This window comes from Vulcanisaeta souniana JCM 11219 (assembly GCF_026000775.1).
In the GTDB taxonomy this organism is placed as follows: domain Archaea; phylum Thermoproteota; class Thermoprotei; order Thermoproteales; family Thermocladiaceae; genus Vulcanisaeta; species Vulcanisaeta souniana.
In genome coordinates this window covers 158796-182947 of record NZ_AP026830.1, presented here as the reverse complement: position 1 = coordinate 182947, position 24152 = coordinate 158796, and the positions used below count along the sequence as shown (strand labels likewise).

Annotated in this window: 23 protein-coding genes, 1 tRNA gene and 1 pseudogene; 9 read left to right on the top strand and 16 right to left on the bottom strand. The window is 48.0% G+C overall.

Features of this window, described 5'->3' with window-relative positions:
- Nucleotides 1-110: 110 nt before the first annotated feature.
- A complete protein-coding gene (hmgA, locus tag Vsou_RS00940; RefSeq protein WP_188603558.1) occupies nt 111-1352 on the bottom strand; it encodes a hydroxymethylglutaryl-CoA reductase (NADPH) in 1242 nt (413 codons plus the stop codon).
- Between the two features lie 54 nt (nt 1353-1406).
- Here hmgA and Vsou_RS00935 point away from each other — a divergent pair, with 54 nt between their 5' ends.
- Together Vsou_RS00935 and Vsou_RS00930 are read left to right on the top strand one after the other, a co-directional pair.
- Complete coding sequence (locus Vsou_RS00935; RefSeq protein ID WP_188603557.1) at nt 1407-2564, top strand: thiolase C-terminal domain-containing protein; 1158 nt, start codon at nt 1407-1409, stop codon at nt 2562-2564.
- Between the two features lies 1 nt (nt 2565).
- Nucleotides 2566-2976, top strand: a complete 411-nt coding sequence (locus Vsou_RS00930; RefSeq protein WP_188603556.1) for a Zn-ribbon domain-containing OB-fold protein — start codon at nt 2566-2568, stop codon at nt 2974-2976.
- Here the strand turns inward: Vsou_RS00930 and Vsou_RS00925 are convergent.
- From Vsou_RS00925 to Vsou_RS00910, 4 genes are all read right to left on the bottom strand, one after another.
- A complete protein-coding gene (locus Vsou_RS00925; RefSeq protein WP_229709858.1) occupies nt 2963-3472 on the bottom strand; it encodes a hypothetical protein in 510 nt (169 codons plus the stop codon). The two genes, Vsou_RS00930 and Vsou_RS00925, sit on opposite strands and share 14 nt — an antisense overlap.
- Nucleotides 3435-4304, bottom strand: coding sequence for an ATPase domain-containing protein (locus Vsou_RS00920; RefSeq protein WP_188603555.1), 870 nt, complete (start codon nt 4302-4304; stop codon nt 3435-3437). The genes Vsou_RS00925 and Vsou_RS00920 overlap by 38 nt, the downstream gene beginning before the upstream one ends.
- Before the next feature lie 62 nt (nt 4305-4366).
- Nucleotides 4367-6118, bottom strand: coding sequence for an acetate--CoA ligase (locus tag Vsou_RS00915; RefSeq protein WP_188603554.1), 1752 nt, complete (start codon nt 6116-6118; stop codon nt 4367-4369).
- 342 nt (nt 6119-6460) lie between these two features.
- Nucleotides 6461-7294 (bottom strand): DMT family transporter, encoded by an 834-nt coding sequence (locus tag Vsou_RS00910; RefSeq protein ID WP_188603553.1) that lies wholly within the window; start codon nt 7292-7294, stop codon nt 6461-6463.
- A gap of 104 nt (nt 7295-7398) precedes the next feature.
- On the opposite strand from Vsou_RS00910, the gene Vsou_RS00905 reads away from it, so the two are divergent.
- A complete protein-coding gene (locus tag Vsou_RS00905; RefSeq protein WP_188603552.1) occupies nt 7399-9282 on the top strand; it encodes a glycoside hydrolase family 15 protein in 1884 nt (627 codons plus the stop codon).
- Here Vsou_RS00905 and Vsou_RS00900 read toward each other — a convergent pair.
- On the bottom strand, nt 9275-11206 hold the full coding sequence (locus Vsou_RS00900) for a beta-CASP ribonuclease aCPSF1 (RefSeq protein ID WP_188603551.1): 1932 nt from the start codon (nt 11204-11206) through the stop codon (nt 9275-9277). The two genes, Vsou_RS00905 and Vsou_RS00900, sit on opposite strands and share 8 nt — an antisense overlap.
- Before the next feature lie 140 nt (nt 11207-11346).
- Between Vsou_RS00900 and Vsou_RS00895 the strand changes: the two genes are divergently transcribed.
- The 3 genes from Vsou_RS00895 (at nt 11347) to Vsou_RS00885 (ending at nt 12652) form a co-directional block, all read left to right on the top strand.
- A complete protein-coding gene (locus Vsou_RS00895) occupies nt 11347-12135 on the top strand; it encodes a dienelactone hydrolase family protein (protein ID WP_188603550.1) in 789 nt (262 codons plus the stop codon).
- Between the two features lie 5 nt (nt 12136-12140).
- Nucleotides 12141-12278 carry a hypothetical protein gene (locus tag Vsou_RS00890; RefSeq protein ID WP_188603549.1) on the top strand — a complete coding sequence of 46 codons (138 nt, stop codon included), beginning with the start codon at nt 12141-12143 and terminating at the stop codon, nt 12276-12278.
- Between the two features lie 233 nt (nt 12279-12511).
- A tRNA-Ser gene (locus Vsou_RS00885) sits at nt 12512-12652 on the top strand.
- Nucleotides 12653-12661: 9 nt separating this feature from the next.
- Here the strand turns inward: Vsou_RS00885 and Vsou_RS00880 are convergent.
- The 4 genes and pseudogenes from Vsou_RS00880 to Vsou_RS00865 all read right to left on the bottom strand — a co-directional run bounded on the left by Vsou_RS00880 (nt 12662) and on the right by Vsou_RS00865 (nt 15534).
- A complete protein-coding gene (locus Vsou_RS00880) occupies nt 12662-12808 on the bottom strand; it encodes a hypothetical protein (RefSeq protein ID WP_243681232.1) in 147 nt (48 codons plus the stop codon).
- Between the two features lie 215 nt (nt 12809-13023).
- Nucleotides 13024-13344 (bottom strand): annotated as a pseudogene (locus Vsou_RS00875) (aspartyl protease family protein); the annotation flags it as partial.
- 127 nt (nt 13345-13471) lie between these two features.
- Nucleotides 13472-14566, bottom strand: coding sequence for an AAA family ATPase (locus Vsou_RS00870; RefSeq protein ID WP_229709856.1), 1095 nt, complete (start codon nt 14564-14566; stop codon nt 13472-13474).
- A 62-nt stretch (nt 14567-14628) separates the two neighbouring features.
- Complete coding sequence (locus tag Vsou_RS00865; protein WP_229709863.1) at nt 14629-15534, bottom strand: aromatic ring-hydroxylating oxygenase subunit alpha; 906 nt, start codon at nt 15532-15534, stop codon at nt 14629-14631.
- A 210-nt stretch (nt 15535-15744) separates the two neighbouring features.
- On the opposite strand from Vsou_RS00865, the gene Vsou_RS00860 reads away from it, so the two are divergent.
- Complete coding sequence (locus Vsou_RS00860) at nt 15745-16542, top strand: SDR family NAD(P)-dependent oxidoreductase (protein WP_188603548.1); 798 nt, start codon at nt 15745-15747, stop codon at nt 16540-16542.
- Here Vsou_RS00860 and Vsou_RS00855 read toward each other — a convergent pair whose 3' ends face one another.
- Both Vsou_RS00855 and Vsou_RS00850 read right to left on the bottom strand, forming a co-directional pair.
- Complete coding sequence (locus Vsou_RS00855; protein WP_188603547.1) at nt 16543-18000, bottom strand: hypothetical protein; 1458 nt, start codon at nt 17998-18000, stop codon at nt 16543-16545.
- Nucleotides 17997-18707: an ABC transporter ATP-binding protein gene (locus Vsou_RS00850; protein ID WP_188603546.1), complete on the bottom strand. Its 711-nt coding sequence runs from the start codon at nt 18705-18707 to the stop codon at nt 17997-17999. Before Vsou_RS00850 ends, Vsou_RS00855 begins: the two co-directional genes overlap by 4 nt.
- A 417-nt stretch (nt 18708-19124) precedes the next feature.
- On the opposite strand from Vsou_RS00850, the gene Vsou_RS00845 reads away from it, so the two are divergent.
- Entirely contained in the window at nt 19125-19247 is a 123-nt protein-coding gene (locus tag Vsou_RS00845) for a hypothetical protein (protein WP_264890746.1), read from the top strand.
- Here the strand turns inward: Vsou_RS00845 and Vsou_RS00840 are convergent.
- Both Vsou_RS00840 and Vsou_RS00835 read right to left on the bottom strand, forming a co-directional pair.
- A complete protein-coding gene (locus tag Vsou_RS00840; RefSeq protein WP_188603545.1) occupies nt 19244-19618 on the bottom strand; it encodes a hypothetical protein in 375 nt (124 codons plus the stop codon). The genes Vsou_RS00845 and Vsou_RS00840 overlap by 4 nt on opposite strands.
- 336 nt (nt 19619-19954) lie before the next feature.
- The gene (locus Vsou_RS00835; protein WP_188603544.1) at nt 19955-20455 is read right to left on the bottom strand and encodes a hypothetical protein; all 501 of its coding nucleotides are present in this window, start codon (nt 20453-20455) and stop codon (nt 19955-19957) included.
- A 383-nt stretch (nt 20456-20838) separates the two neighbouring features.
- On the opposite strand from Vsou_RS00835, the gene Vsou_RS00830 reads away from it, so the two are divergent.
- A complete protein-coding gene (locus tag Vsou_RS00830; RefSeq protein WP_188603543.1) occupies nt 20839-23064 on the top strand; it encodes a hypothetical protein in 2226 nt (741 codons plus the stop codon).
- Nucleotides 23065-23222: 158 nt separating this feature from the next.
- Here the strand turns inward: Vsou_RS00830 and Vsou_RS00825 are convergent, their stop codons facing one another.
- Both Vsou_RS00825 and Vsou_RS00820 read right to left on the bottom strand, forming a co-directional pair.
- Complete coding sequence (locus tag Vsou_RS00825) at nt 23223-23534, bottom strand: hypothetical protein (RefSeq protein WP_188603542.1); 312 nt, start codon at nt 23532-23534, stop codon at nt 23223-23225.
- Nucleotides 23535-23959: 425 nt separating this feature from the next.
- A complete protein-coding gene (locus Vsou_RS00820; protein ID WP_373286824.1) occupies nt 23960-24115 on the bottom strand; it encodes a PaREP1 family protein in 156 nt (51 codons plus the stop codon).
- Nucleotides 24116-24152: the final 37 nt, after the last annotated feature.

Here is a 24152-nt window from a genome sequence, read left to right as displayed (position 1 = left end):
TCCCCAAAAATTACTAATGCAGCTCTTTATAAGCCTTATCACTTCAATTTATGTACTATAGAGAGTACGTATAGATACATAGCTAAATTTATGTTTCTGGATACGAAGCATTACGTCTTACCAGCCCTGCCCAGCATCTCATGAGCCCTCGCCAATTCATCCCTCGCCAGCGCAAGGACTAGGTTAACTTCACCGGCGAGTACGGCCGCAGCCATGACCTCGGCGAACTTAAGGGCATTAGAGCCAGGTGGATTTCCTGAGCCATAAACACCGAGCATTTGAAGCACCTCCCTCTGTGTCGGTAACCCGGTGCCACCACCCACGGTGCCGACCTCGAGACTTGGCAGTGTGACTGATACGTAGAGATCGCCATTATCAAGGGGCTCCATCCAGGTAATACCCATGCTTGACTCAACGACCTGGGCGACATCCTGCCCTGTGGCTATGAAGATTGCTGTGACTATGTTGGCGAAATGCGCATTGAAGCCATAGGAATGAGCCAGTGCAGAACCGAGTAGGTTCTTCCTGTTATTAACCTCGGCAACGTCTTCCGCCGTGACGCCCCACTTCTCCAGGGTGTTCCTTGGTATCACGGCCTCACTAACCACGGTCTTACCCCTACCGAGTAGGAAGTTCACGGTGTTAGCCTTCTTATCAACACACATATTGCCACTGAGCGCCACCAATTGCGCCCTTGGGAATTTACTGAGTATGTGCTTAACGGCCTTGTCTGTGGCTATGGTCACCATGTTCATGCCCATGGCATCACCAGTCGCGAACCTAAACCTAAGCCATACATTATTACCAATAATGAATGGCTGAATGTTCAATAACCTTGCGTGCCTACTTGTTGATTCAGCAATGTTCTTTAACTCGTTAAAGTGATCATTAACCCAATTAACCAGTTCAACGGCATCAATTACACTTGGTACTGCTATGACGGGTGCTCTTGTCATGCCGTCATTAATAACCTTGCTCCTTGCACCGCCAGCTTCGGTGATTATCTTGGCGCCCCTATTCACGGAGGCAACGAGGGCGCCCTCAGTGGTGGCCAATGGTATGTAGTAAAGTCCATTGGCGTAATCACCAATCACGCGCAGGGGCCCAGCGATACCTATTGGCACTTGCGCTGCGCCTATTGTGTTCTCTATGTTTTTTCCGACTACGGTGTTGAAGTCAATGACGGTCTTACCAACATTGTTAAGTCGAGCGCCAGTTCTCCTCTCGAGGTACACTCTCCTAACCTCGGTGGCCCTGTTGGAGTCCCCAAGAAACTTATCTAACTCATGAAGTTTCAACTCACCCTTATCTATTTTTGTGAATATATCTTCAAGGTTTAATTCCTCGACCATTAGTTGACTATATTCAGGGAATATTTAAAAACTTCACATTTATGGCAACTGCTGGTGTTTAATACGACAGAAGTATATGTCGTAGCCCACTCCCTGGTGCCAGGTAGTAGGCATTATGAGAAGGGACTCAAGGAACTATTCGCCGAAGCCTTCCTGAAGATCCTCGACCAGGTAGGCAATGTAAATCTAGGTGCAATATACGTGGCGAATGCGTTCTCTGAGGTGCTACAGGACCAGGGCACATTGGGTGCATTCCTATCGGACTACGTGGGCATGAGAAGGATACCGGCCATTAGGATCGAGAGCGGTGATGGTTCAAGCGGAGTGGCAATACTGGAGGCATACAACACAGTCAGGGCGGGTATTTATGACTGCGTGGCCGTGGTTGGCGTCGAGAAGATGCACGACGTCATAAACGTCAAGTTAAACAAGGCACTGGCTACAATTACGGACTATGAGTACGAGGGGTTCTTTGGTGTAACACCGGCGGCTCAGGCAGCCATGGCAATGAGGGAGTACATGCTTAAGTATGGTTATGATTATGAGGATCTCGCAATATGGCCAATAAAAATGCATGAGAGGGGCAGTAAGAACCCACTTGCATACATGAAGAAGCAGGCAACGCTTAAGGACGTGCTTGAGTCGGAGGTCGTTGCAGACCCATTAAGGCTATACGATGTTGCGCCGGCCGTGGATGGATCAGCCGCAGTAATACTCTGCAATAAGCCCGTGAAGAGCGATGTTGCAATAAGAATTGATGGTATTGGTATTGGCGCATACGGAACATACACAGGGCAGAGGGATTCACTCACGGAATTACTCTCGGTCAGGGATGCCACAAACATGGCCCTTAGGGCAGCCCACGTATCAATAGGTGACATAAGGCTAGCCGAGGTCCATGACACGTACAGCATACTTGGCATGCTGGCTCTGGAGTCCATGGGTCTTGTGAGGCCCGGCGAGACTCCGAGGTTATTATCCACGGGTGCGTTGGACGTAGGTAATAAGTTAGTCGTTAATGCTGGCGGTGGGCTTAAGTCCATGGGGTTCCCAGGGGGTGCCTCGGGAATGTATGAGTTGGCGTTGATGGTTATGGAATTGATGAATGTGAAGCCCTTTGAATCACTGGGTAAGGCTGAGTTGGGCATTGTTCAGGACATGGCTGGCTTTGACCTAGTATCAACTTCAGTAGTACTCAGGAGGGTGAGCTGACATGGTGGACCAGAGACTATCCGTACCAAGGTACTGGAGGAGGATGCCTCAGTACTACAGGCTCGAGGGCGTTCAATGCATTAAGTGCGGCCGAGTATACTTCCCACCAAGGGCAGTGTGTGAGTGCGGTTCAAGGGAGTTTAAGCCATACCCACTACCAAGTACTGGCAAGCTCATTAACTTCACGGTGCTTTACTCAGTACCTGCTGAGTTTGAGAAGATGAAACCCTTGATCATAGGTATGGTGGATCTTGGCGGTGTTAAGGTCGTTGGGCAAATAGTGGATTGTATGGACCCTGAGAAGCTGAGCCCCGGCGTTGATGTTGAGGTTGTATTCAGGATGGTGAAGATGGACAGCACCTATGGGTTAATTAATTATGGCTATAAATTCAGGCCGATCAATAATTGTTAATTCTACTCCTCAATATTAAAACCCTAACAGTAAAAGACCTCCTTAGCCAATCACACGATTTATCACCACCGTTACTCAAACAAAGCATGTATGCCCTGGCGATGAACGCGAGGTCAGCAAGGAATGCAGCGGTTACATAGTCCTGGGCCCTTAATGCATGGGCGAGGTTATCAACTATGATCGAGTAGGCGTCCCTAGGGTTTGATAAATCCTCATTAATATTCACCAGGTAATCCTTATTCACAGTTATTTCGCCCCTAGAGTACCTAACGTATTGAAGGTATGATAATGCAGCGGACAGGGTGTTCCCCGGGTCAATACCATTAACAACGGTTAAATAGGGCCTAGCCTCATCACCGCACTGCGTTAATTCCAGTATTATGTCATCCCTACTGCCGTTGTTAATCAGGGCCCACAAGAACTCCTCCATGGCCCTAATTATCCTTCCACTACAGCCATCATTCTTCGTTTGGTTCCTGTTTTCCTGCATACTCATTAAACCACTTCCTCAGTTCATCAATCCCCGGTTCTATAAGTGTTAATCCCTTACCGGGTTCTATCTCGAACTTCATGGCCTTCCTGTAGTGGTTTGTGAGCCTGGCCTTCTTTATGATTAGCCAACGCTCGATCTCCTTCTTCTTCTCCGGCTCCTCGATCCACATGTGGATTATGGCATCGGCAATGTGTTCAGCACCAAAACCAAACGTCATCCCGGTGGTTGGCGCGTACTGATTCGTCATTATCACCGTGACATTGGAGCGGTAAAGCCTCTGCCTCAGGCGGTAGGTAATGAGCCTAGCCATGGCCGGCGCGTGACTCCACATGGGGGCTAGGGAGTCAATTATGACTAGTACGTCCTTGGTGACCCTACCCTCCTCACTAATGCCGAGAATCTCATAAGCCTTCTCAATACTTGCCATAACAACCTCCATACTCAGTGGTGACTTAGCCTTCGTCCTACCCTCCTCCTCACTTGCCCTCAGGAGTTCCCTATACTCCCTGGCCAAGCCGAATAGGTCTATCACGACCAGGTTAGTCTTCACGTCCTTAACCCTGCCAGTCAGTACGTCCGCGAGGCTCACCGCGTCGGTCAAGTCAATATTGAATTGCTTGGCTTGTCTCACCACGTCATAGAACCTGGTCTCTGTTGAAACGTAGACCACGGGCATGGCATTCACATTAGCCCCGGCGGCCTGTATTGTGAGTATGCTCTTACCCACGCCAGGCTCCCCAGTGATGAGTAGCCAATTACCCCTGGGTACACCGCCAAGCATTGCGTAATCAAGCCAGTCAATACCAAGGCTGATCCTCCTTATTCCGCTGGACATTTCGTATCAATGAAAGTAAATATGGATTAATTTAAAAAGCCATTTTGGGGGTTATATGGGTATTATACCTTCAACTGCCTTATGTCCGGGAAGTCATCCTCAAAGTACTCATGCTCACCCCTAATACCCTTGTTTCTCTTCTCACGTTCAAGGCCCCTAAGCTCAACACGCCTAATCTTACCACTGATCGTCTTGGGTAGTTCAGGCACGAACTCAATGGCCCTGGGCCTCTTATACGGCGCTATGTTAAGCCTAATGAACTTAAACACGTCATACGCTAAATCCTTACTTGGCGTGTAACCTGGCTTAAGGACGATGTACGCCTTCGGTATGAAGCCCCTTATCAGGTCTGGGCTTGGGACCACGGCAGCCTCGGCAACAGCTGGGTGCTTCAACAAGTCACTCTCCAGTTCAAACGGGCTAATCCTATAGTCGCTTGACTTGAACACGTCGTCTGCACGGCCAACGAAGTATAGGTAACCCTCCTCATTCATGAAGGCCACGTCACCCGTGAAGTACAGGCCGAGCCTAAACACCTCCCTATTCTTATTCTCATCGTCATAACCAACCATTAGGCCAATGGGCCTTGGGCTGGTCCTAACGGTTATGTGCCCATCCCTATTAGTACCCACGGGGTTTCCATCCTCATCAACGAGGACTATGTCATAGCCAGGGGCTGGTTTACCCATTGAGCCTGGCTTAATCTTCATGCCGGGGAAGTTACCAACCATTAGCGTGGTCTCCGTCTGCCCATAACCATCACGTATATACTTACCAGCCGCCTTATAAACACGCTCAATAACCTCCGGATTAAGCGGCTCACCAGCGCTCACGAAGCTCTTAATCTTCTCAAGGTTATACTTCGTTAAGTCCTCAAGTATTATCATACGCCAGACAGTTGGTGGCGCACATAGTGTGTCAACACCGTAATTCTCAAGAATCTTCAAATGATTAGCCGCACTAAACCTACCACTATAGTCATAAACCACGGTAGTGGCACCAGCATTGAAGGCTGCGAAGAATGTCGACCAAGCCCACTTAGCCCATCCGGGACTCGAGATGTTCATGTGCCTATAGCCGGGCTTGGCACCAACCCAGTACATGGTTGTTAGGTGGCCTATTGGGTAGCTTGACTGGGTGTGCATGACCATCTTGGGTTTAGCGGTGGTACCTGATGTGAAGTAAACCAGGAGTAAATCATCTGACTTGGTCTTAACTCCCTGGAAGTTCTCGGGCTTGCCGCTGGTTAATTCATAGTAATTAAGCCATCCAGGCCCTGGCTTACTGAGGGTTATGAAGTACTTAACGCCGAGCTTCTCGAGATTGCCCTTAATCTGGTCAATCCTACTAACGACCTCCGGATCTGCAATAATGGCCTTGAAGTGAGCCCTTGATGCCCTATCCTCAATATCCGACGGTAGTAATAGGGTGGTTGCCGGCGAAATTACGGCACCTATCTTCATGAGGGCTAGGAATGATTCGAAGAGCTCAGGCCTATTATTTAGCATAACCATGACGACGTCCCCACGGCTGATACCAAGGTCCGAAAGTGCGTTGGCTAATTTATTGGATCGAGCCCTAAGTTCATGGTAGCTGAGGATCCTTGAATCACCTGACTTGAATAACTCATCATTTATGTAAATAAGGGCTGGATTTGTGGAGGTCTCCGCTAGGTACTTATCGAAGTAATCCACAGCCCAGTTAAACTCATCAGGCGGTGGCCACCTGAAATTTGACTTAGCCTCTTCATAACTACCTGCGTTTAATAGTAGGTTTCTTTGTCTCAGGAACTCATTAAGTGTAGAGCTGTTCATGTCTTTCACAGTGCATTATATTAATTAATAGTTTTATAAATTTTATCCTGCTAATATTTTTAAAGTTCTATAATGGATATATGTAAATATATGATAATATTTAAAATAAGTTCTACTGTAATTGTTTCCAGTATGGCCTTCACGGGTGCAGTGGGCATCATCCTGCCGTAACGAACAACATGCACCTCAATAGCTTAAAATACACCGTTGTTTCCCTCCCGTTCTTAGCAAGGGAAAGGCGGTTATGTGATGATCATGCCCGTGATCAGTCAGTCCCCTCCTAAATCATTCCTCATCCATATTATCGACCCCTCATCACTAAGTTATGGATCGTTAAGAGATTTAAATCTGAATACCGATAAGTGAGGCTATTACTACGCCTGTGATCACTGCAGTAAAGCCGAGTATTGATTTCCTGTTCAGTTTCTCCTTGAGTCTAACTATGGCGAGGACCTCCGTTATTACCGGCGATAATGCCGTTATTAATGTTGGCACTGCAATACCTGCGTAGTCAACGGACAATACGTAAAGGGGTCCGCCGACGCCGTAACTTATCAGGCCGGCCAGGAAAACCTTACCGCTGAGTTTGATCCTGGTCCCCTCAAGGGCGATCTTAAGTAGTAATGCACCGATTATTAGGGCGACGCCCCTGATGAATATTATGCCCCACGGACTCGTGTAGTCATAGGCGCGGTAGAGGGCTAGGAAGGAGAAGGCGTAGAGTACGGCTGAGAGTAGTGCCATGGAGTACCCATAGATGGTGCCCTTGCCTGAACCCATTATCAAGTAAAGCCCCAGCATGATTAGTAGTGCGGGCCATGTGTAGGTTAAGTACGATGGCTTAATAATGAGTAGCATTATTGGTAATATGACTACGTAGGCATACGATATCACGTTAGCGATACCCACATCGGCATACCTAAGTGAGATTAGGAATACGTATGTACCGAACACGGGCCCAAGCATCGCGAATAGGGCGCCATACAGCCAGGCATTATTATTCAGCGGTGGGTTTAGTAGTATGAATGGTATTGCTAGGACGAAGGCACCAAGGGAATTGGAGACTAGGTCATCCAGGGCGCTTCTGGTGGCACCAATCCTGTAGAGTATTGGTGATACTGCCCAGGCGAGGGACGCAGCAATTGCCAAGATAATGCCAATTATGTACGTCAGCATACCATTCCATTCAACATAGAGTTTTAGGGTTATAAACAATATGCCCAGCGGCTCTGGTTGATAATGGATAAAGCATTAAAGAGCAGCGCCGCTATTAATGATCAATGGGTAGAAAAATAATATATTTAGTCATTGGAATAGTATTAATAATAATTGGTATAATAATGATTGCAATATCATTGATTAATCGACAAGTAAATGTGCAAATACCAATAAATTCCACCTCGCCATCATACCTATTGCTCAGTAACTGGAGGAATCTGAGCATATACATATCCACGGGATACCCAATACCAAAACCGGCACTTAATGGTGAATCCTCGAAACCCCCATCAATCCTGCAAATACTGTACGGCAAATACGGCCTACTCGGCATCAACATAACCATAACCAACCTGGGTAGCGCAAGGGCTGCCTACCTGGAGTTAAACAATACGGTAATCATAGATGGGGACAACGGTGTAGTATCAATACTCATACCACCAAACTACACATCAATAGCAATAATGGGTAGGTCAAACACGACGTTGACCATTAGGATATTCATTCCGGCCACATACGGCTACCAGGTTATTAACAACACGTACATAGCAATAACGAGCCCGCTTCGAGCCAGCCTGTATTCCAACAACGGCATAGTGGTTGAGGATGTGGATGGCTGGGCTGTATTGAATGTGCAGGGTAATAACACGTACGTAGTGCTGAACCTAGGTAGTGATAATGCCATACCACTCAATGAGCTAATGAAGATCAATGACTATGAGGTAGGCAATTGGCTAGGGCAAGCCATCAAGCCAAGACTAAGCGGTGCCCTACTCACCGAGTACTACCTAAGTCTCCTACTTATTATGGATAGTCAGAACCCAGTAACCGGTGAGTTCGCCGCATCGCCAGAGCCGATCTACCTCCATACCTGGGTTAGGGATTCCGCGTTTGCGGCTATGGCGCTGCAGTCGGCTGGTTATTATGAACCTGCAATGAGGTACTGGCTGTGGATGTGCAGTGCGCAGAACACCAGCGGCACCTGGTACACTAGGTATGATTTCTGGACAGGGGCTCCGGATGAGAGCTTCGGTATTCCCGAGTACGACAGCATCGGCCTATTCCAAATAGGTATCTGGCAGTTCTATGAGTATACCCGCAACAAGACATTCCTTATGGAGGTATTACCATGCATCAACAAGTCACTGATTTGGGAGTCAGGGGCCATTAACGGGAATGGCTTGATACCCCAGGACTTAAGCATATGGGAAAGCAACTACGCCTATAATTTCTGGACCCAGGCGATCGACGACCTCGGCCTATACGCCTCAGCCCAAATATACAGGGTCCTCGGACTAAACAATACCTGGATCCTGGGGATGGCCAACGAACTAAACTCGTCAATACAGCACTACTTCTTCTCTGGGGGTTTCTACTCGCAGGCCTTAATGAGCTCCGTGGTTTACACGGCCAACGGTTCACAAACGACGTACATACACAACGGAATACCCGACTCCTCAGTAATACTACCAATAGCCATGGGACTAATAAACCCACACAACAGCAGGGCATTGAGTACGGTTAATAAGATAATGCATGTGTTAATGGTTAATGGTGGGTTAGCCAGGTTTCCAGGTGATGATTACCACTACGACTCAAGCCTATATGATAGTACGGCGCCGGACCCGCCTTGGGTAATAACCACCTTATTCCTCACCATGTATTACGAGGATGTGGGTAACTACACGGGCGCGGTTGAATTAATGACTTGGTGCATTGAGCATTCACAACATGGTTTGTTGCCTGAGGCCATTGATCCAAGGCTTGGCTACCCATTACAGACAACGTCCCCATTAACCTGGTCCGCCGCAATGTACGTAATAACAGCCCTAAACTATAGACCTCCCCAGAGGCCTATGGTTATGATCATTGCGTTAACCATAATAGTGGTGTTGGTACTGGCAGTATTGATATACATAGTTTATGGCGCGAGGAGGCCTAAATGAGTCTCACTGTCTCTCCATTGTTCATGAATATGGTTGGTATCTTCAATTGAAGCTCCAGGGTAAGCGCTAGGTTCATTATCTTGGAGGGTTCGCCGTGAACAAGCATCACCCTATGTGGCTTAGGCTCCATGTTCCTCACGTAATTAAGCAACTGCCTTCTGTCACTATGCCCGGAGAACCCGGGTATTGAGTCAACCTTCATCTTGACGTCCAGAGTGACCTTATCCGAGTAGTACCTAACCGTCAACTTCCTCTCGCCCTGCTGGATCTTCCTACCAATGGTATTCTCCGCCTGGTACGAGACAAATAACAGCAGGTTTCTCTCATCCTCAGCCGCATGCACGAAGTAATCCATTATTGGGCCTCCATTAAGCATGCCGTGTGGTGCCAGTATCACGGCCGGTGGTCCCTGGAGTATCTCCATGACCTGCTCCTTACGCTTCTCGGGGTCCCTTGCCCTCTCGATTGGCTTAACGTACTCGCTGAGGAACGGGTTCACGCCATCATATATCAATTCCCTAAGGGTCCTGTTCAGGTAGTCAGGGAACATTAGGTGCACGTTCAGTGTCTCGAGGACCATGCCATCAACGTAAATGGGCACCTTCGGCAACTGCTTATTATTAATGGCTTCATTAAGCACCAGGAGTATTTCCTGGGCCCTACCCGTGCTGAAGACCGGTATTAACACCTTACCATCATGCTCAACCGTATGCCCAACAAGCTCCACAAGCTTCTGCTCGCTTTCCTGCCTCGGTGTTTGAATATCCTCCTTACCGCCATACGTGCTTTCCATGATGAGTAGCTCGGCCCTCTTGAACTTATTGTGGGCTGGGTTCAATAGCCTCGTTGGTCCATACTTCATATCACCCGTGTAAATGATGTTGTATAGGCCATTACCAATGTGTAGGTGAACCACGGACGAGCCGACCTCATGCCCAGCATCAAAGAGCATGAGCTTCGTGTCCGGCGAGATATCCGTCGGGTGGTCCGCGTAGTTGAGGGTTATTGTGTGGTAAAGGGCTTGGGCGAGGTCCTGCCTACTGTACGGCGGCACCCTACCCTCAGACTCCGCCTGCTCAATATAGTCAGTCAGCAATACCTCCATTAGGTACTTAGTCGGCTCAGTCATGTAGACAGGCCCCTTATAACCATACTTGAATAGGTACGGCACATAACCTATGTGGTCCATGTGCGCGTGGGTGATGACTACTGCGTCCAAGGTATCCAGATCGAGGTCGTCAATTAAAGGAGCCTCGTCGCCTGAACTCGAGGGCTTAACACCGCAGTCAAGCAGTATCGAGCTTTCCTTGGTTCTGACGAGTATGGCGCTCCTACCAACCTCCATTTGGGCCCCGAGCCCGGTCACCGTTATCCTGGCATCTCTGTAAATGGGCTCCCTATGGATCCTCATGCCCAGTCTCTTAAGGAATTCGAGCCTGTCCTTAGCCGTGGCCAACTGTATCTGCTTAACGGCATCAATATCCGACCTAGGCAGCCCAGCGCCCATTTCTAGGGCTGTGGCTATTATCCAGGGCTTCCAACCAGTCTCAGCCAATATCTCCTTCTCCAACTTACTCCTCTCCCTAACAGGCTTCTTCAGGTAAACATAGACCTCACCAGTTGGTTCATCAACCACAATGTCATCAATTACGTTGGACCCAACACTCTTCGTAACCATGTCTATAATGGTCTTCTTCAATTTATCAACCTCCCTAATCCTAACCTTTGGATCACCCCTAATGATTATGTACTTCTTCAATTCCTTGGCAAGGGTCTTGATGTACTCACTGTGTTCCATGACGTACCTAGGGTTCATTACGTAGATAATTACGTTGGGACCCTCAAACTCAACCCTGGAGAACTTAGCCTCCGAAGGAAGAATTTCCATAATCTTCTTCTCCATTTCATCCTTTAAGGAGGGCATATTAAAAACCTCAAAAACCAAAGGACGAGTACCGCAGGCACTTAAAAAATTATCTCTAAGCAATAATGGAGAATAACAAGTGAGTAGTTCTAAAAATCGATAACGAAAACCTAATAAGACAGAAACCAACACCCATAGGCATGCCAAGGGAAGAATACATAAGGTACAGGACGAGCGACGGTAGCGAATTAACCGCATTCCAAGCAACACCGGACACGCCGTATAAGTCAGCCGTGATCGTGATACACGAAATATTCGGAATCACGGAATTCATAAAAAACACTACCAAGAGATTGGCGGGCCTCGGCTACCTAGCCATCGCACCAAACCTATACTCAAGGAACGCCAGCGTATTCACCGAACAGAACATCGCAGGCATAATGAGGAGATTCTGGTCCCTACCACCAGAGAGGAGGGCTGACCCCAAGGCAATTAACGAGTTAATGAGCACACTATCACAGACGGAGAGGGAGATAGTGCAGGAACTAGCCATCAACAGGGAAACCACCGAAGAAAGGATGGTCAGGGACATAGTGGACACACACAACTACGTAAAGAGCACGTACAGGGTGGAGAGGATGGGCATAATAGGCTTCTGTATGGGCGGCGGCCTAGCCTTTGAGGCATCGACGAGGGCGCCCTTCGACGCATCGGTTATTTACTACGGAAGGAACCCCAGGAACATAAACGACATCGCCAAAATCAAGGGGGCAATACTGACCATTTACGCCAGTGAGGACCCAGCCATAAACCAGGGAATACCAGACCTAATAAAGGCTGTGCTCACCCACAAACCCAGGTTCGAAATGGCCTTCTACCCAGGCACGTACCACGCCTTCGCCACCGAGGGCGGGCCCGCATACAACGAGGTGGCCGCGAAGGATGCTTGGGAAAGGACGGTTAACTTCTTCAGGAAGCACCTGGGTTGATGAACATGGGCAGTGAGGAGAAGCAGAAATGGACGGGAAGCACGGTGACCGACTGCTTCCTAACATGGGTAGAAATACTGGAGCAAGCGGAGAGGAAGGAAACACGTAAGGACAGGGACGGAAATACCACCCACAAGCAATAAAACCCTACTATTAATGCCTCACTCATGTCCATGCACACCATCCTTACAACTAACCCCCTCAATAATTGGCTTCCGCAACATATACCCGCATTGAACATTAATATGCCATCAACAATTAATGAGCAACCTTTATCGCCATGACTAAACAGTCCAGTCATGAGGAATAAACCAGCATTCACGTAGAGCAAGCCCATCAGTAAAAGCTTAAAAACTACATTAAATCAATGAAGGATGGGGCCGTAGTCTAGCCTGGCTAGGATATGCAAGCACTGCACCTAAAGCTCGGCTTGGGTAGCCACCGCAGGCTACAGCAAAAAGGCCTGTGGGCTTGGGAGCCCGAGTGATCCCGGGTTCAAATCCCGGCGGCCCCACCACAAGCTCATTTATACCGTGAGTAATGCTTCGATCTTCTTTAATTGCTTCGTTACTGGGTCTACCTCCAGCCTGAGGCCTTCCGGTGAGTATATTCCGAGGACTTCTGTGTCGTTTTCTTCGGCGAAGATTACGATTGTTGTTGCCCTTTCACCCATGCATTCGATTACTGCTTCGCCAATGTTTCTCTCAATTATCCTACCCTCAATCGTCCTGAACCTTCACCTGGTCATTGGTTCAATGCCTAGTTCCCTGAGTCTTGAGGCCTTGATCCACGTGTAGGCGCTGCCCGTGTCCCGTGGACTGCAGAGCCTGACTTTAGCTGTTGTGTGGTCCATTGATGGATTGTGTCGTTGGTAAGTTAATAAGGACTTTAATGACTAAACAGGACATTGGCCCACGTAGCCATTAGTAACGCCTTGGTGGGTCTTAGCCTCTTCTCGATGGGGTCTGGGCGAGGCCGGGGTTGTTCCATGGTTACTGAGCCAAGTAGGTAGATGCCCTCATCGCCGAAGATGACCGGCGTTGCGGATACCGTGAATCCCTCAGCCTCAATGCCCGCCTCACCCAACGGTCTCTCAATAACTCTACCGTCAGTTAGTCTAAGTCTAACGGTTCTAATGGGCTTGATGCCTAATTCTTCGAGTACCCTGCTGGGTATCACGGTGTATGTTGAGCCTGTATTCACGATTAGGTCAACCGTGGTTGACCTAGCGGGCTCCCTGACGTTTTAAATGCGTGCCTTAACGCTGAATATGCCCATGGCTGGTTTAATCACTTGCTATCTCATCCTTAAAAAATAATTTAATTGCTTATGATCCTCAGGTCCTGAATGCCGCGCCTATCAATGGCTCGGCTGGGCAGTACTTATTGCCCACCTTGATTATCCAGGCCGAGTCGAGCAATTGCCTTAGGTACTCGCTTATCCTTGAGTCGCTTACCTCCATGCCGAGCGCCACCTCAAGCCCGTTCTTTATCTCGCCCCAACCCGCGCATTCCCTGGCCACAATCCTCATTATTGCCAGGTACCTATCCTTCGCGGCCGCCTTATCGGTTAGGAAGTTATGGAATTCCTGCATTATCAACGCTGTTGCGTAGCTCATGGTCTCATTAATCGCCTTGTCCAGATCCCTATATTCGTAGTACCTAAGGCCAAAGTACGTGAGCCAGCCCGGGATGCCACCGAGCTCCTCATACACGGCGTCAAAATCCCTAAATTCAATACCCAACTCCTCGAAACCCCGCCTAAGGAATTCAGCCACTTGGTCCCTGGTGAAGGGCGATAACTCCACAATGTCCATTGCCCTGCCGAAGAGTGGTGATTCGGGGTCCCTAATCCTAAGGAACCTGTAAAGGAGCCCCATTTTTGAGCCGCTTATTATGAACCTAACCTTCCTCAGGTTGTCATATGCGTAGGCGAAGACTGGCAGTACGTTGAAGCCTCTCGCCTTAACGAGCTCCGGGGCCTCATCAAGGACGATGACAACGCCGTTACTAGCCCAATCATTTAGGGCGTCGAGTAATGAGGAGAGGGAAGCCCTGTTACTGCTCTTCCAGGAGAAGAGTACTTGATTGCCCATGATGCTAACGCCACTTATGTTCCTAAGGAAGTCGAGTAGTCCAGGAAACCTACTGGTGAGGTTGTTAACCTCGTGTTGGAGCTCAAGGATGAAGTCCCTATATGACAGGTATTGCCTCTCCTCAAACTTCCTTAGGTCGATGTATATCGATGGGAGACCCATCTCCCTGATGGCCACGAGTATTAAGGAGGACTTACCGACCCTACGGAAGCCAAGAACCAGGGTAATGGGTAAACCCAACCCACCGACATACTCAACGAACCTGCCAAGCTCAACCTCCCTATCGAAGAGATCAGACCTGGTGTTCTTCGGCCGTAGATCAAAGAGCACTTCCACCCCCGGAAGTAACTTCTGCCCCCGGAAGTTAATAAAGTCATCTCGGAATTACGTCGCCGTACCTATTCATGAAGTTTCTGCGGTGCATTGCCTAGTAGTTTGTTTAGTTCCTTGTCCTTAAGGTACATCCTCCTGTATAACGCTATTGGATAGTCTGCATGAATTAACTTGTCATACATAATATCATTGGATTGCGTAAGTACTACCCTGCGGTCTTGATGGAGTACGTACGTGTTAAAGGGCATTAGTAACTTGGTTATTGCCCTATCAATCACCTTGACGCTGGTCACCCTCATGTAAAGCCTTATGTAGATCTTAGTGCTACTTGAGTCTATGGGTGCGAAGAAGGCTATAATCCTCATGTTTCTGGATATGTAATTCTCCCAGACATTCGGGTATATGAACCAAAGATAATTCCTCAACCTGCTGGCATCTATTTCATTTCCCCTTAGAGGTCTCTGTCCCCTGTCGACCTCATTGAATGGATAGATAATGAAGGAGTAATCGTCAAGGACCTTGACCAGTGGGCCATGAACCAGGGTCTTACCACCCCTACCGATGGTATTATAATGAACAAAGGGTAAGTGAAATACGTCAAGCTGGTTCTCAACGGCTCTCGGCAGGGACACACTCCACACCTCACTATACTCAGAGTACGCACTTAGCCCGTCTAAGTCGTCGAAGAACCTCGGCGGTTTACTCGGGTCTCCATTGCCGTACCAAAGCCAGATAATGCCGTGGGTCTCATATACTGGGATAGAAAGTGCCCTTAGGTACTTCGGTATTTCGGATGACCTGCCCAGGGCAGGTACCTTAACGGTCCTCCCAGAACCATCGAATTCGAAGCCGTGGTACGGGCATTGAACATTGCCGTTAACTACCTTACCCAGTGAAAGCCTTGCATGTCTGTGTGGGCAGTCATCAAGCAGTGCATTCACCTTCCCCGATTTGTCTCGCCAGAATACCAGGTTTGTGTTCAGTCTCCTAATACCAAGGGGCCTATCCCCCTCACTTCACTTGATGAAAGTATTGCAATCCACATGGTGTCACGAACATTGATTCTGGAGTTTTATTAATAAGTTTAGCCATATAATTCAAAATATACGTGTGTAGTAAGTAGGATTGTCAATCCTCTGTGGCTAAGGTTTAATAGGAACCATGGTGGCGCTGCCGGCAGTATGAGCCGGCCAATTAACGACTTAATATCCCTCAGGGGAAGGAGGGCGCTCATCACTGGAGCAGCCTCTGGGATTGGTAGGGCCATGGCCCTCAGGTTCGCCGAGGCGGGGGCCTCCCTGTACCTGGTCGATGTCAATGAGGCTGGACTTAATGAGGTGGCCAATGAGGTTAGGGGTAGGTTTGGTGTGGACGTTAGTACTTACCGCGTCGACCTATCCAGGAAGAGGGAGATAGACGACCTATGGAGCGCCATCAGGGGTAGGGAACCCGACATCCTCGTTAATAACGCCGGTATTTACGAGTTCATGGACTTCCTCGAGGTTGATGAGGAGGCCCTGGAGAGGACCCTGGCGGTGAACCTGAAGTCCGTCTTCCACATGTGCCAGGGCATGATTAGGGGTAGGGGTGATAGGGGTGGCGTGATAATAAACGTCGGGTCCATAGAGTCGATACTACCCTTCGCAAGGAACCTGGTGCATTACGACATGAGTAAGATGGGTGTAATAGCGCTCACGAGAGCGCTCGCCAAGGAGTATGGACCGAAGGGTTTCAGAATTAATGTGATAATCGCCGGCGGAATAAACACGCCCGGCGTCCAGAGGCTGAGGCAAGAGGCCATACTTAAGTTGAGGATTGACGTAATAAGGACCGGCGTTGAGTACTTCATGAGGATGCCGCTGAGAAGGCTTGGTGACCCAGACGAGGTTGCCAGGGTGGCGCTATTCCTGGCCTCGGACATGGCGAGTTACGTGCATGGGGCAGCCATACCGGTGGACGGAGGCTTCCTCTCCGCGTAACTAAACATAACCAACCTCAGATAACCTATTCACAAGCCAGGCCCATATTCCTCGGCTCCTCTCCGAAACCACTGCGTAGTAGAGGAAGGCCGCTGAGGCTATGAGTATTACTGCGGTGAGCGCCGTGCTTATTGTCCACAGTGTCGCTAGTCCCGGGTAGTAAACGGTTAGTAGGGCTAGGGCGTAGGGCGTCATGTATATTGACATGGTAATGAGGATAAACAGCAATATTAGGAGAGCCCTTAGGGAGTACGTCATGGGTCTTTGCATTATTTGGAGTTCCCTAACCTGGGGTTGACCGGCGTAGGCAGCGACTAACCAACTAAGCGCTGGCGCCATCATTACCGTGGAGACTAAAGCCATTGCCAAGTAAATGGCTGGCCTGAAGTGCATGCCCTGTAGTGCGTAGGCGGTGATCCAGGGCAGTAGGGCTATGGCCGTTATCAACGTACGCGCGCCCATCCTATACCTGAAGTACCGGGTTGGGTCGATGGATAGGCTTAGCCACAGCCTTTCATAACTAATCGTGGACGCCGAAAACACATAGAGTAATAGGTATATTATGTAGAAGGAGAATACTGAGAGGAAGACCTGGGCGCCTGTGCCGTGAATAAGCAGTGCGGCTATGCAGTAGGCGATTGCGAAGGAGGTGGTTAGTGGTAACAGTATTATGAAGATGTTGATCCTCATTGATACGGCACGGCTACCCTGGGGCGAATTCATCATAAACGTTAGGTTGGTGGTTGAGGTCGCCCAGATAATCCTCCACGGGGTCCTTGGAAGACCAATTGGCCTAGCACCGAGTCTCCGTAGCGTTATTGATGGTTGTTCACCCAGTACTCCATAGGCGTTGGTGGCTAATTCCCTAATACGCCGCCTGGGTATTGTGGCTATGGAGAGGATGAGGAGGGCTAGGGCGTAAATTACGTAGATTGGTCCAGGCCTCACGAGGCCGTATAACGGCGAGAACTCGGGCCTGAGGTATCCCAGGATTATAACCGCGAGTATTGGAATGGCCAGCAATATTTTGTTTCTCCACGGGATTAATTGGATATTGGCCGTGAATAGTATGAGGAACCCCAGGAGGAGAAGTAGTGTTGCCACGTAGTAGGCGAGGTCGAGGCCTGGCCTCACTGTGGGTATTGTGATCATTATCATGGCTATTGGGTACATAAAGCCCGTGGCAATCGCCCTGGCAATGTAGTACTCCACTGGGTTGACCTGGGTTGTGAAGACCACGTCGATCATGGGCCTCACAACAGCAAATGAGGTGGATAGGTATAGGATCAGGAGGATTATTATGAGGTAATTCAGGTTGTACAGGATTAGTCTCGGATTACTACTTCCAATACCAAAACTAGTGAGTGTGTAGATGGCCAGTACGGTTATGAGTATGGCCAGGAACCACTTACTGTATAATTGCTTGATCTCGAAGTAGATGATCCTTAGGATCCTCATCTCATCAGCCTCGCCACAACCTCCTCAATACGCTCACCGGCACTGGCCGCAATATCCTTAAGCTCGTCCATGGTACCCTGCCAAACAACAACACCCCTATTTACCACAATGACCTTATTGGTCAATCTCTCGGCAATGGACATCACATGCGTCGACACAAGCAATGTGGAACCCGAGGCATTTAACTCCCTGAAGAGCCTAATCACTACCTCCTGGGTCGGTATGTCCAGGTAATTAAGCGGCTCATCGAGAAGCAACACCCTGGGCCTATGCATGATGGCAAGGGCAATCGCAAGCCTCTGCCTATTACCCCTCGATAGGGTCCCAGCGGTTCTATCGGCCAAGTCCTCAAGGCCAAGCAACTTAATGGTCTCATCAACCACGGAATCACTCAACCCCCTAAGCACGGCCACGTACTCCAGGTTCTCCCTAACAGTGAGGTTCAGGAAGGGCACCGCGTCCTCGGGTAAGTAACCAAGGCATGCCTTAGCATCCCTCGGCTGTCTCTGGACATCGAAGCCACAGACGTAGGCACTCCCCGAGTCGGGCCTCAGTAAGCCGGCGAGTATCCTGAGGGTCGTTGTCTTACCAGCACCGTTGGGGCCCAGTAAGGCCGCTGCCTCGCCACACTCGATCCCGAAACTAATACCGCTCAATGCAGTAATGTCGTTAAACCGCTTAACAAGTCCATTTGCAGTAATGCACATGTACTTTTCGTAATCACGGTAATACTAATAAACCTTACACACGTGGAGTATTGGTAATGTTTTAAATTAATTACGGCAATAATCCACGTATGAGTCGTAGCAATCAAGGAATAATGGTAAGAATGGGAAAGGCATTTATCGTGATTGGCGTGGTTTTCATGGCCTGGGCTCAGTCGGCTTATACTCAGTAACTAGGCATGCAATGTTGTTTTCTTCCTATGCCAGTATTGACCTTGGTTATTTATTGGCATGATCTATACAATACAAGGTATATTAATGATCAAGGCCATGAGGGGGCAAGAACTACGTAAGGCCGGCCCTATTGATCACAGCAATTGCCATGCTAAATATGGGGGATAACCGCAGGTGCGCCCTTAATGCTCACTTGGTCAAACGGCAGAAGGCGTAATAACCGCGGTGGGATTAGTACTAGTAGCCATGGGGACTACAGGAACATCTAAATGGGCTGGGGCAGTAAACTCGTGGGTAGAATCCCTGGCAGTGCCGGAGTCTGAGGCAAGGGGATTAATTGATAATTAGGTCATTCTTGCATTCCTGCTTCTTTTACTGTACCTCCTGTCCTGTTTTACGGAGGGCTCTTTATCATTCATGACACTCCTATTCTTAGTGAGGTAACTATTTATTGCTTCGTATGCTGTCCTTGGATCGTTCACCCCGGTTAACCTGGCGGCGAGTTCGTTCTCGCCAATGTAAGTCAACCACTGCACAATGTGTCCTTCTCTCAGGTGGTACTCAAGGGCCCTCGGGTCAATACCCAGAAGCCTATTGAACTCGCTCCTTAACTCCTCAAGGTCATGGGCGACGCCAATGACCCTATCAAACGATTTAAAATAAAACGGCTCCCTACTGATTGATTTTGCGCTACCCTGCAATCCACTTTTGGCGCTCATTAACAATGGGTATAGACTGGTTATTTAAAGGTTGCTTACCCACCGTAAATCCCCCATTATATTCACGAATTCACGGCACGAATAAAACAATAATTCCAGGGATCTCCATCGTGAAGGCTGTGGATCACCACAGACCATAATCCAAGAAAGCCCATTGACGCGCTTGTTCATTACCTAACCTATTATGGGCCATAATAGGCAGTACCGCTGGGTATGCCTCTCCCTAGGTGCCTCATGCTGGTTGCCTCGTAATTAATTAAGGCGCATTCATGGTGACTGACATGGACTAACCATTGACCAATGGAACAACCCGTCTCTAATGGGTGGAGGTCCCCGTTACTCGTACTCCTCCTCATCAGGGTCCTTATGCTCAATGTAGATGTTGCTGCCCTCAACCACAGCCTTGAAGTAATCACCACCAATCCTCAACCTACCGCCCTTCCTGTAGACGTAGGTGACGTCGACATGGAGATCACCAGTCACATCAATGAAGCCCCTCCTAAGCACCTCATGCAGTATGTCCTCGAAGGAGTAATTATCGTTTATCCTAAAAACCATTGGCGGTATGTCCAGCGGTATGTCATAGATTATGAGACAGGGCTCATGAAATGCACCACCCTCGGTGCACTTTATGTTGAACTCCTTGACGATCCTCAGGGCCAGCCCACGGAGTAGCTTACTGAGGTTGATAATTACGCCCCTGTAGTCACGGTAGGAATCCAGGTAATCATAATATAAAACCCTCAATAGGCTAAGCAATGTCCTGGCCTGGCCCCTACTAATCGGTGCAATGATTATGAAATCATCAAGGGCAACAACATGCCTAGACCCAACCATCAATTAATCAAATAACAACCAAGTATAAAAATTAGTCTCACTGCACTAGCCAGGTGGAAGGATCAAGGTGAAATGGAAATTACCGCAGTACCGTGAATGCAAGGCCCATAATTAAGGAAGACCAATGAACAGATTTTCAACAGAATCCAGGCTTTATGGAACAAGGATGTACATACGCAGGAGACTGTGCTCCCGCGAGCCCCCTCAATGAATTCCAGTGGGAATAAGGGCAATCAGTCCCAAGGGCTCGGTGGGTTCCCTGGCCCACATATTTTTATATGTTTGGATTATGAATTAAGATAATATTTAAAACCAGAACTTTGATTGATATTTAATGTACTTGTTTCAGAATTTCCAGGTAAATGATCCGGGGTGTTTTACAAATGAACCATAGATTGCTTATACTACTAACGATCATGGCATTACTGACAACACAGGTAATCACTTATGCCCAACCAGGTGGGTATTTCTTGGTTAAACAATGTGGTGCTATCACAGTGTCATTGGATCCCAATCCAGGTCAGTGTGAATTATTTAGAGTGAGTAATGGTGATATTACTACGGTAAGTTCCATTGTTGTTCATAGGTCAATTGTAGTGGGTGGAGTCAGTGATTGGGGTCAAGATCCTGCATCATGGAGTGATCCTGATTTTCCGCAATCCGTGCAATATCAACCCTATATTCAGGTAAATGGAACCATGACCTTCTCCGTGACTATTGGTACTGGGAATTACTCAATAAGTATTGGTGTTTATAACGGTACAGCGGCAATTGAGGTTGTACAGGGCAAGAATGTATTAATGACAAAGATTATTACGGGTCCGCCATTTAACTACGTTGTGACCACGCCCGCCCCAAGCTACGCATTCCTAAACTTCGAATCAACGGATCAGCAACTTCAGGTAGTAGTAGCAAGGGTTAATGGTACGCCACTTCTGGCGTTTAATGTATATAGGGGTTATATCTCAAACTACACGGCATCAATGATAACCCTACCTCCTCAATTTACATTGAACCTAGGGCCCACCTCAACTCCCGTGAATACTGGGATCTCGTTCATACTTAGAGCCCCAAATTACACGGGCCCAACTCCATTAGCCATTTGGGTTGGCGAGGGTTTCAGTAATCAAAGTGGTTATTGGTGGGCTCAGATCGGGTTTAATGACTGGAACGGCTACATGAACGTTTCTTACGCTGGGTGGGGAGTATTTTCAAGTTTTTACCCGAATGTTGGCGGAACCGATTACAACTACTCACTCCTACCTGGACATACCTATAATTTCACTATGGCCTTGGTTTCAGGTACCACGTGGGAATTCCTGGTGAACGGTACCCTAATAGCGGAGGAAAACCTAACAGGCATTTACAACTTGGGGAGCCCTATAGCCAACATGGGAGCTGACCTTGGTTTTGAAACCCTCACGGCATGGGGAGGAAGCATAAACATAACCAACGTCATAGATGTTCCTGTTGCCATGAGTTTTAGGATAGGAAGTGCATGGGTTGAGACAACGAACCTAACACTCTTAAGCGTTGGTGAGAATTGGTGGAATGGGAAGGCTACGTCCGCGCCAGGAATAAGTGTCTGGGGCCTGGAGGGAAACCTTCAAAACTCGTCAATATGCCAGGGAGAACTAATCTTCGCAGACAACCTCTCAAAGCCATTTCAACTCCCAGGTCTCTCCATCGAGCCATTCTATGGCACCTTCTACTTCTCACCCAAAAACACCACCATTAAGTACGCAGACTTGACCGTAGAGAACAATGGCAGTATATATGTTAAACCACGCAATGGAACTATCCTTGTCTCCATAGTTTCATTCCCGGAAAATCAATTAGTACTTGGAACAAACAACCAAGTATTCATTGAGGGTATCCAGAACCTCGTTTTAAGCAGCCCCGGGCTGATAAACAATCCATTTAGGAGTAGCGGCACTGCAATACTCATAGTCCCATTATCAAGCGCCGAAAATTCGTATGGAAACCCTCAGGAAATCGTACTTCTACAAAGGTATAATGTCACCTTCGTTGAATCCGGGCTCCCTGCAGGTACATCGTGGTCTGTGACATTGAACGGCATCAAAGTTGAGTCCAATTCAAGCACGGTAACATTTTACGAACTAGACGGATTGTATTACTACAACATAGGCCCCATTGAGGGATTCACAGTATCACCATCTACAGGATTCATAACAGTTAATGACTCCAACACCATTCAAACCGTGACCTTCAAGCTAATTACATATAACGTAACATTTACTGAGTCCGGGCTACCCAACGGCACACCATGGTCAGCGACACTAAATGGGACAACAAAGACATCCACGACAGGTAGCATAAACTTCACGGTAACGCCAGGCCCATACACATACCAAGTGGGCTTAGTCAATGGTTACACTGCCTCGCCGGGCTCGGGCTCAATAACAGTGGGCGGTAATGAGACGGTACCAATCACCTTCACACCAACCACGGCAACAACCAACAGGACAGTGACGACTACATCAACGAGCCAAACCATGATAAGCTGGGTAACCCCTGTAATAATTGCCGTAGTGATAGTGATCGCAATCATCGTAATACTGATCCTGAGAAGAAGGGAGAGAATGTAGTACGGTATACCCACCCACAGACACCGACATAGGGCACCGCTGGTTAAATAATGGCCTTAGTCTTAGTAATGATCAGCGCATACATGGAGATTACATAAATGAGGCGCTCAAATTACTAAGAACGCCGGTCCTACTTAAGAATTAAACTCTGACACGGTTTAAATACTCTCAATCCTAAATTTACGGCCATACCTCCTTAACTTATCCAGGTGCTGCCTTATTCCTTCGGAATTCATGACCTTCCTCCCAACGGTTATAAATCCGTCAGCGCTCACATCCGCCGGTGCCATCGATAATATCATATCGCCAGAGGTCTCAATTCGATAATCACTATTAAGAATATTCTGTAAATGATTTAAATACTCACTAACAAAGTCTCTATCGAACTCAAGCCTTAACTTAACAAGGATTACCAATAAGGCAATTGATGACCTCCTTAATACGAGATACGCCATCAAATCGACAATCATCACGTAACTTAACATTAACACCAGGATAAATATCGAAAAGATCAGATGAAGATCTAAGGTACATAAGGATTTGCGAAAACGACTCACTGAGAACGGGGCCAGTAATTACGTAAGTATATCCGTCACCATAACATACCCCACGCACCCCATCCCCATCTATGAGTACTGATGTATCTACATAATATACACCCATGGGATAAAATAAAATATTTCCAGGAATTAATACAGTTAGTACTTAATTTAATAACTACAAGTTATTAATAATCATCCACGTACAAGCAATACGTGTCTCTTCCAGTATTAATTACTCAATCACATTATCAGCCTTCCAACAGGCTTTCATAAAGCATCCCCAGAGGGATGAGAGCAAATGAATTAACCGGAAAAAGACCCTCACCAATAACTCACCTAATACCGTATCAACCTCATTGGAACAAATTCTTAGTCTCATTAAACATCGCCTTAACCTTATCCACACTAATCCTTACGTAATCTACCGTGAGCTTGCCCTCGCGGAAACCCCACACGTGAAGAACATACGCAGCATCCCAACTGTTAACTACCCAATCACCTAGACTCAGTTACTAGCCATAATTAAGTATTAAGTTAGGTACGTAT

Bases quoted from the DNA above. Each gene is read 5' to 3' on its own strand.
- hmgA (WP_188603558.1), bottom strand. From the start codon at position 1,352: ATGGTCGAGGAATTAAACCTTGAAGATATATTCACAAAAATAGATAAG.
- Vsou_RS00835 (WP_188603544.1), bottom strand. From the start codon at position 20,455: ATGGTTGGGTCTAGGCATGTTGTTGCCCTTGATGATTTCATAATCATT.
- Vsou_RS00860 (WP_188603548.1), top strand. From the start codon at position 15,745: ATGAGCCGGCCAATTAACGACTTAATATCCCTCAGGGGAAGGAGGGCG.
- Vsou_RS00920 (WP_188603555.1), bottom strand. From the start codon at position 4,304: ATGTCCAGCGGAATAAGGAGGATCAGCCTTGGTATTGACTGGCTTGAT.
- Vsou_RS00890 (WP_188603549.1), top strand. From the start codon at position 12,141: ATGGGCAGTGAGGAGAAGCAGAAATGGACGGGAAGCACGGTGACCGAC.
- Vsou_RS00925 (WP_229709858.1), bottom strand. From the start codon at position 3,472: ATGAGTATGCAGGAAAACAGGAACCAAACGAAGAATGATGGCTGTAGT.
- Vsou_RS00840 (WP_188603545.1), bottom strand. From the start codon at position 19,618: ATGAGCGCCAAAAGTGGATTGCAGGGTAGCGCAAAATCAATCAGTAGG.
- Vsou_RS00830 (WP_188603543.1), top strand. From the start codon at position 20,839: ATGAACCATAGATTGCTTATACTACTAACGATCATGGCATTACTGACA.
- Vsou_RS00915 (WP_188603554.1), bottom strand. From the start codon at position 6,118: ATGAACAGCTCTACACTTAATGAGTTCCTGAGACAAAGAAACCTACTA.
- Vsou_RS00900 (WP_188603551.1), bottom strand. From the start codon at position 11,206: ATGCCCTCCTTAAAGGATGAAATGGAGAAGAAGATTATGGAAATTCTT.
- Vsou_RS00905 (WP_188603552.1), top strand. From the start codon at position 7,399: ATGGGTAGAAAAATAATATATTTAGTCATTGGAATAGTATTAATAATA.
- Vsou_RS00855 (WP_188603547.1), bottom strand. From the start codon at position 18,000: ATGAGGATCCTAAGGATCATCTACTTCGAGATCAAGCAATTATACAGT.
- Vsou_RS00895 (WP_188603550.1), top strand. From the start codon at position 11,347: ATGCCAAGGGAAGAATACATAAGGTACAGGACGAGCGACGGTAGCGAA.
- Vsou_RS00825 (WP_188603542.1), bottom strand. From the start codon at position 23,534: ATGATTGTCGATTTGATGGCGTATCTCGTATTAAGGAGGTCATCAATT.
- Vsou_RS00930 (WP_188603556.1), top strand. From the start codon at position 2,566: ATGGTGGACCAGAGACTATCCGTACCAAGGTACTGGAGGAGGATGCCT.
- Vsou_RS00850 (WP_188603546.1), bottom strand. From the start codon at position 18,707: ATGTGCATTACTGCAAATGGACTTGTTAAGCGGTTTAACGACATTACT.
- Vsou_RS00880 (WP_243681232.1), bottom strand. From the start codon at position 12,808: ATGGGTGAAAGGGCAACAACAATCGTAATCTTCGCCGAAGAAAACGAC.
- Vsou_RS00910 (WP_188603553.1), bottom strand. From the start codon at position 7,294: ATGCTGACGTACATAATTGGCATTATCTTGGCAATTGCTGCGTCCCTC.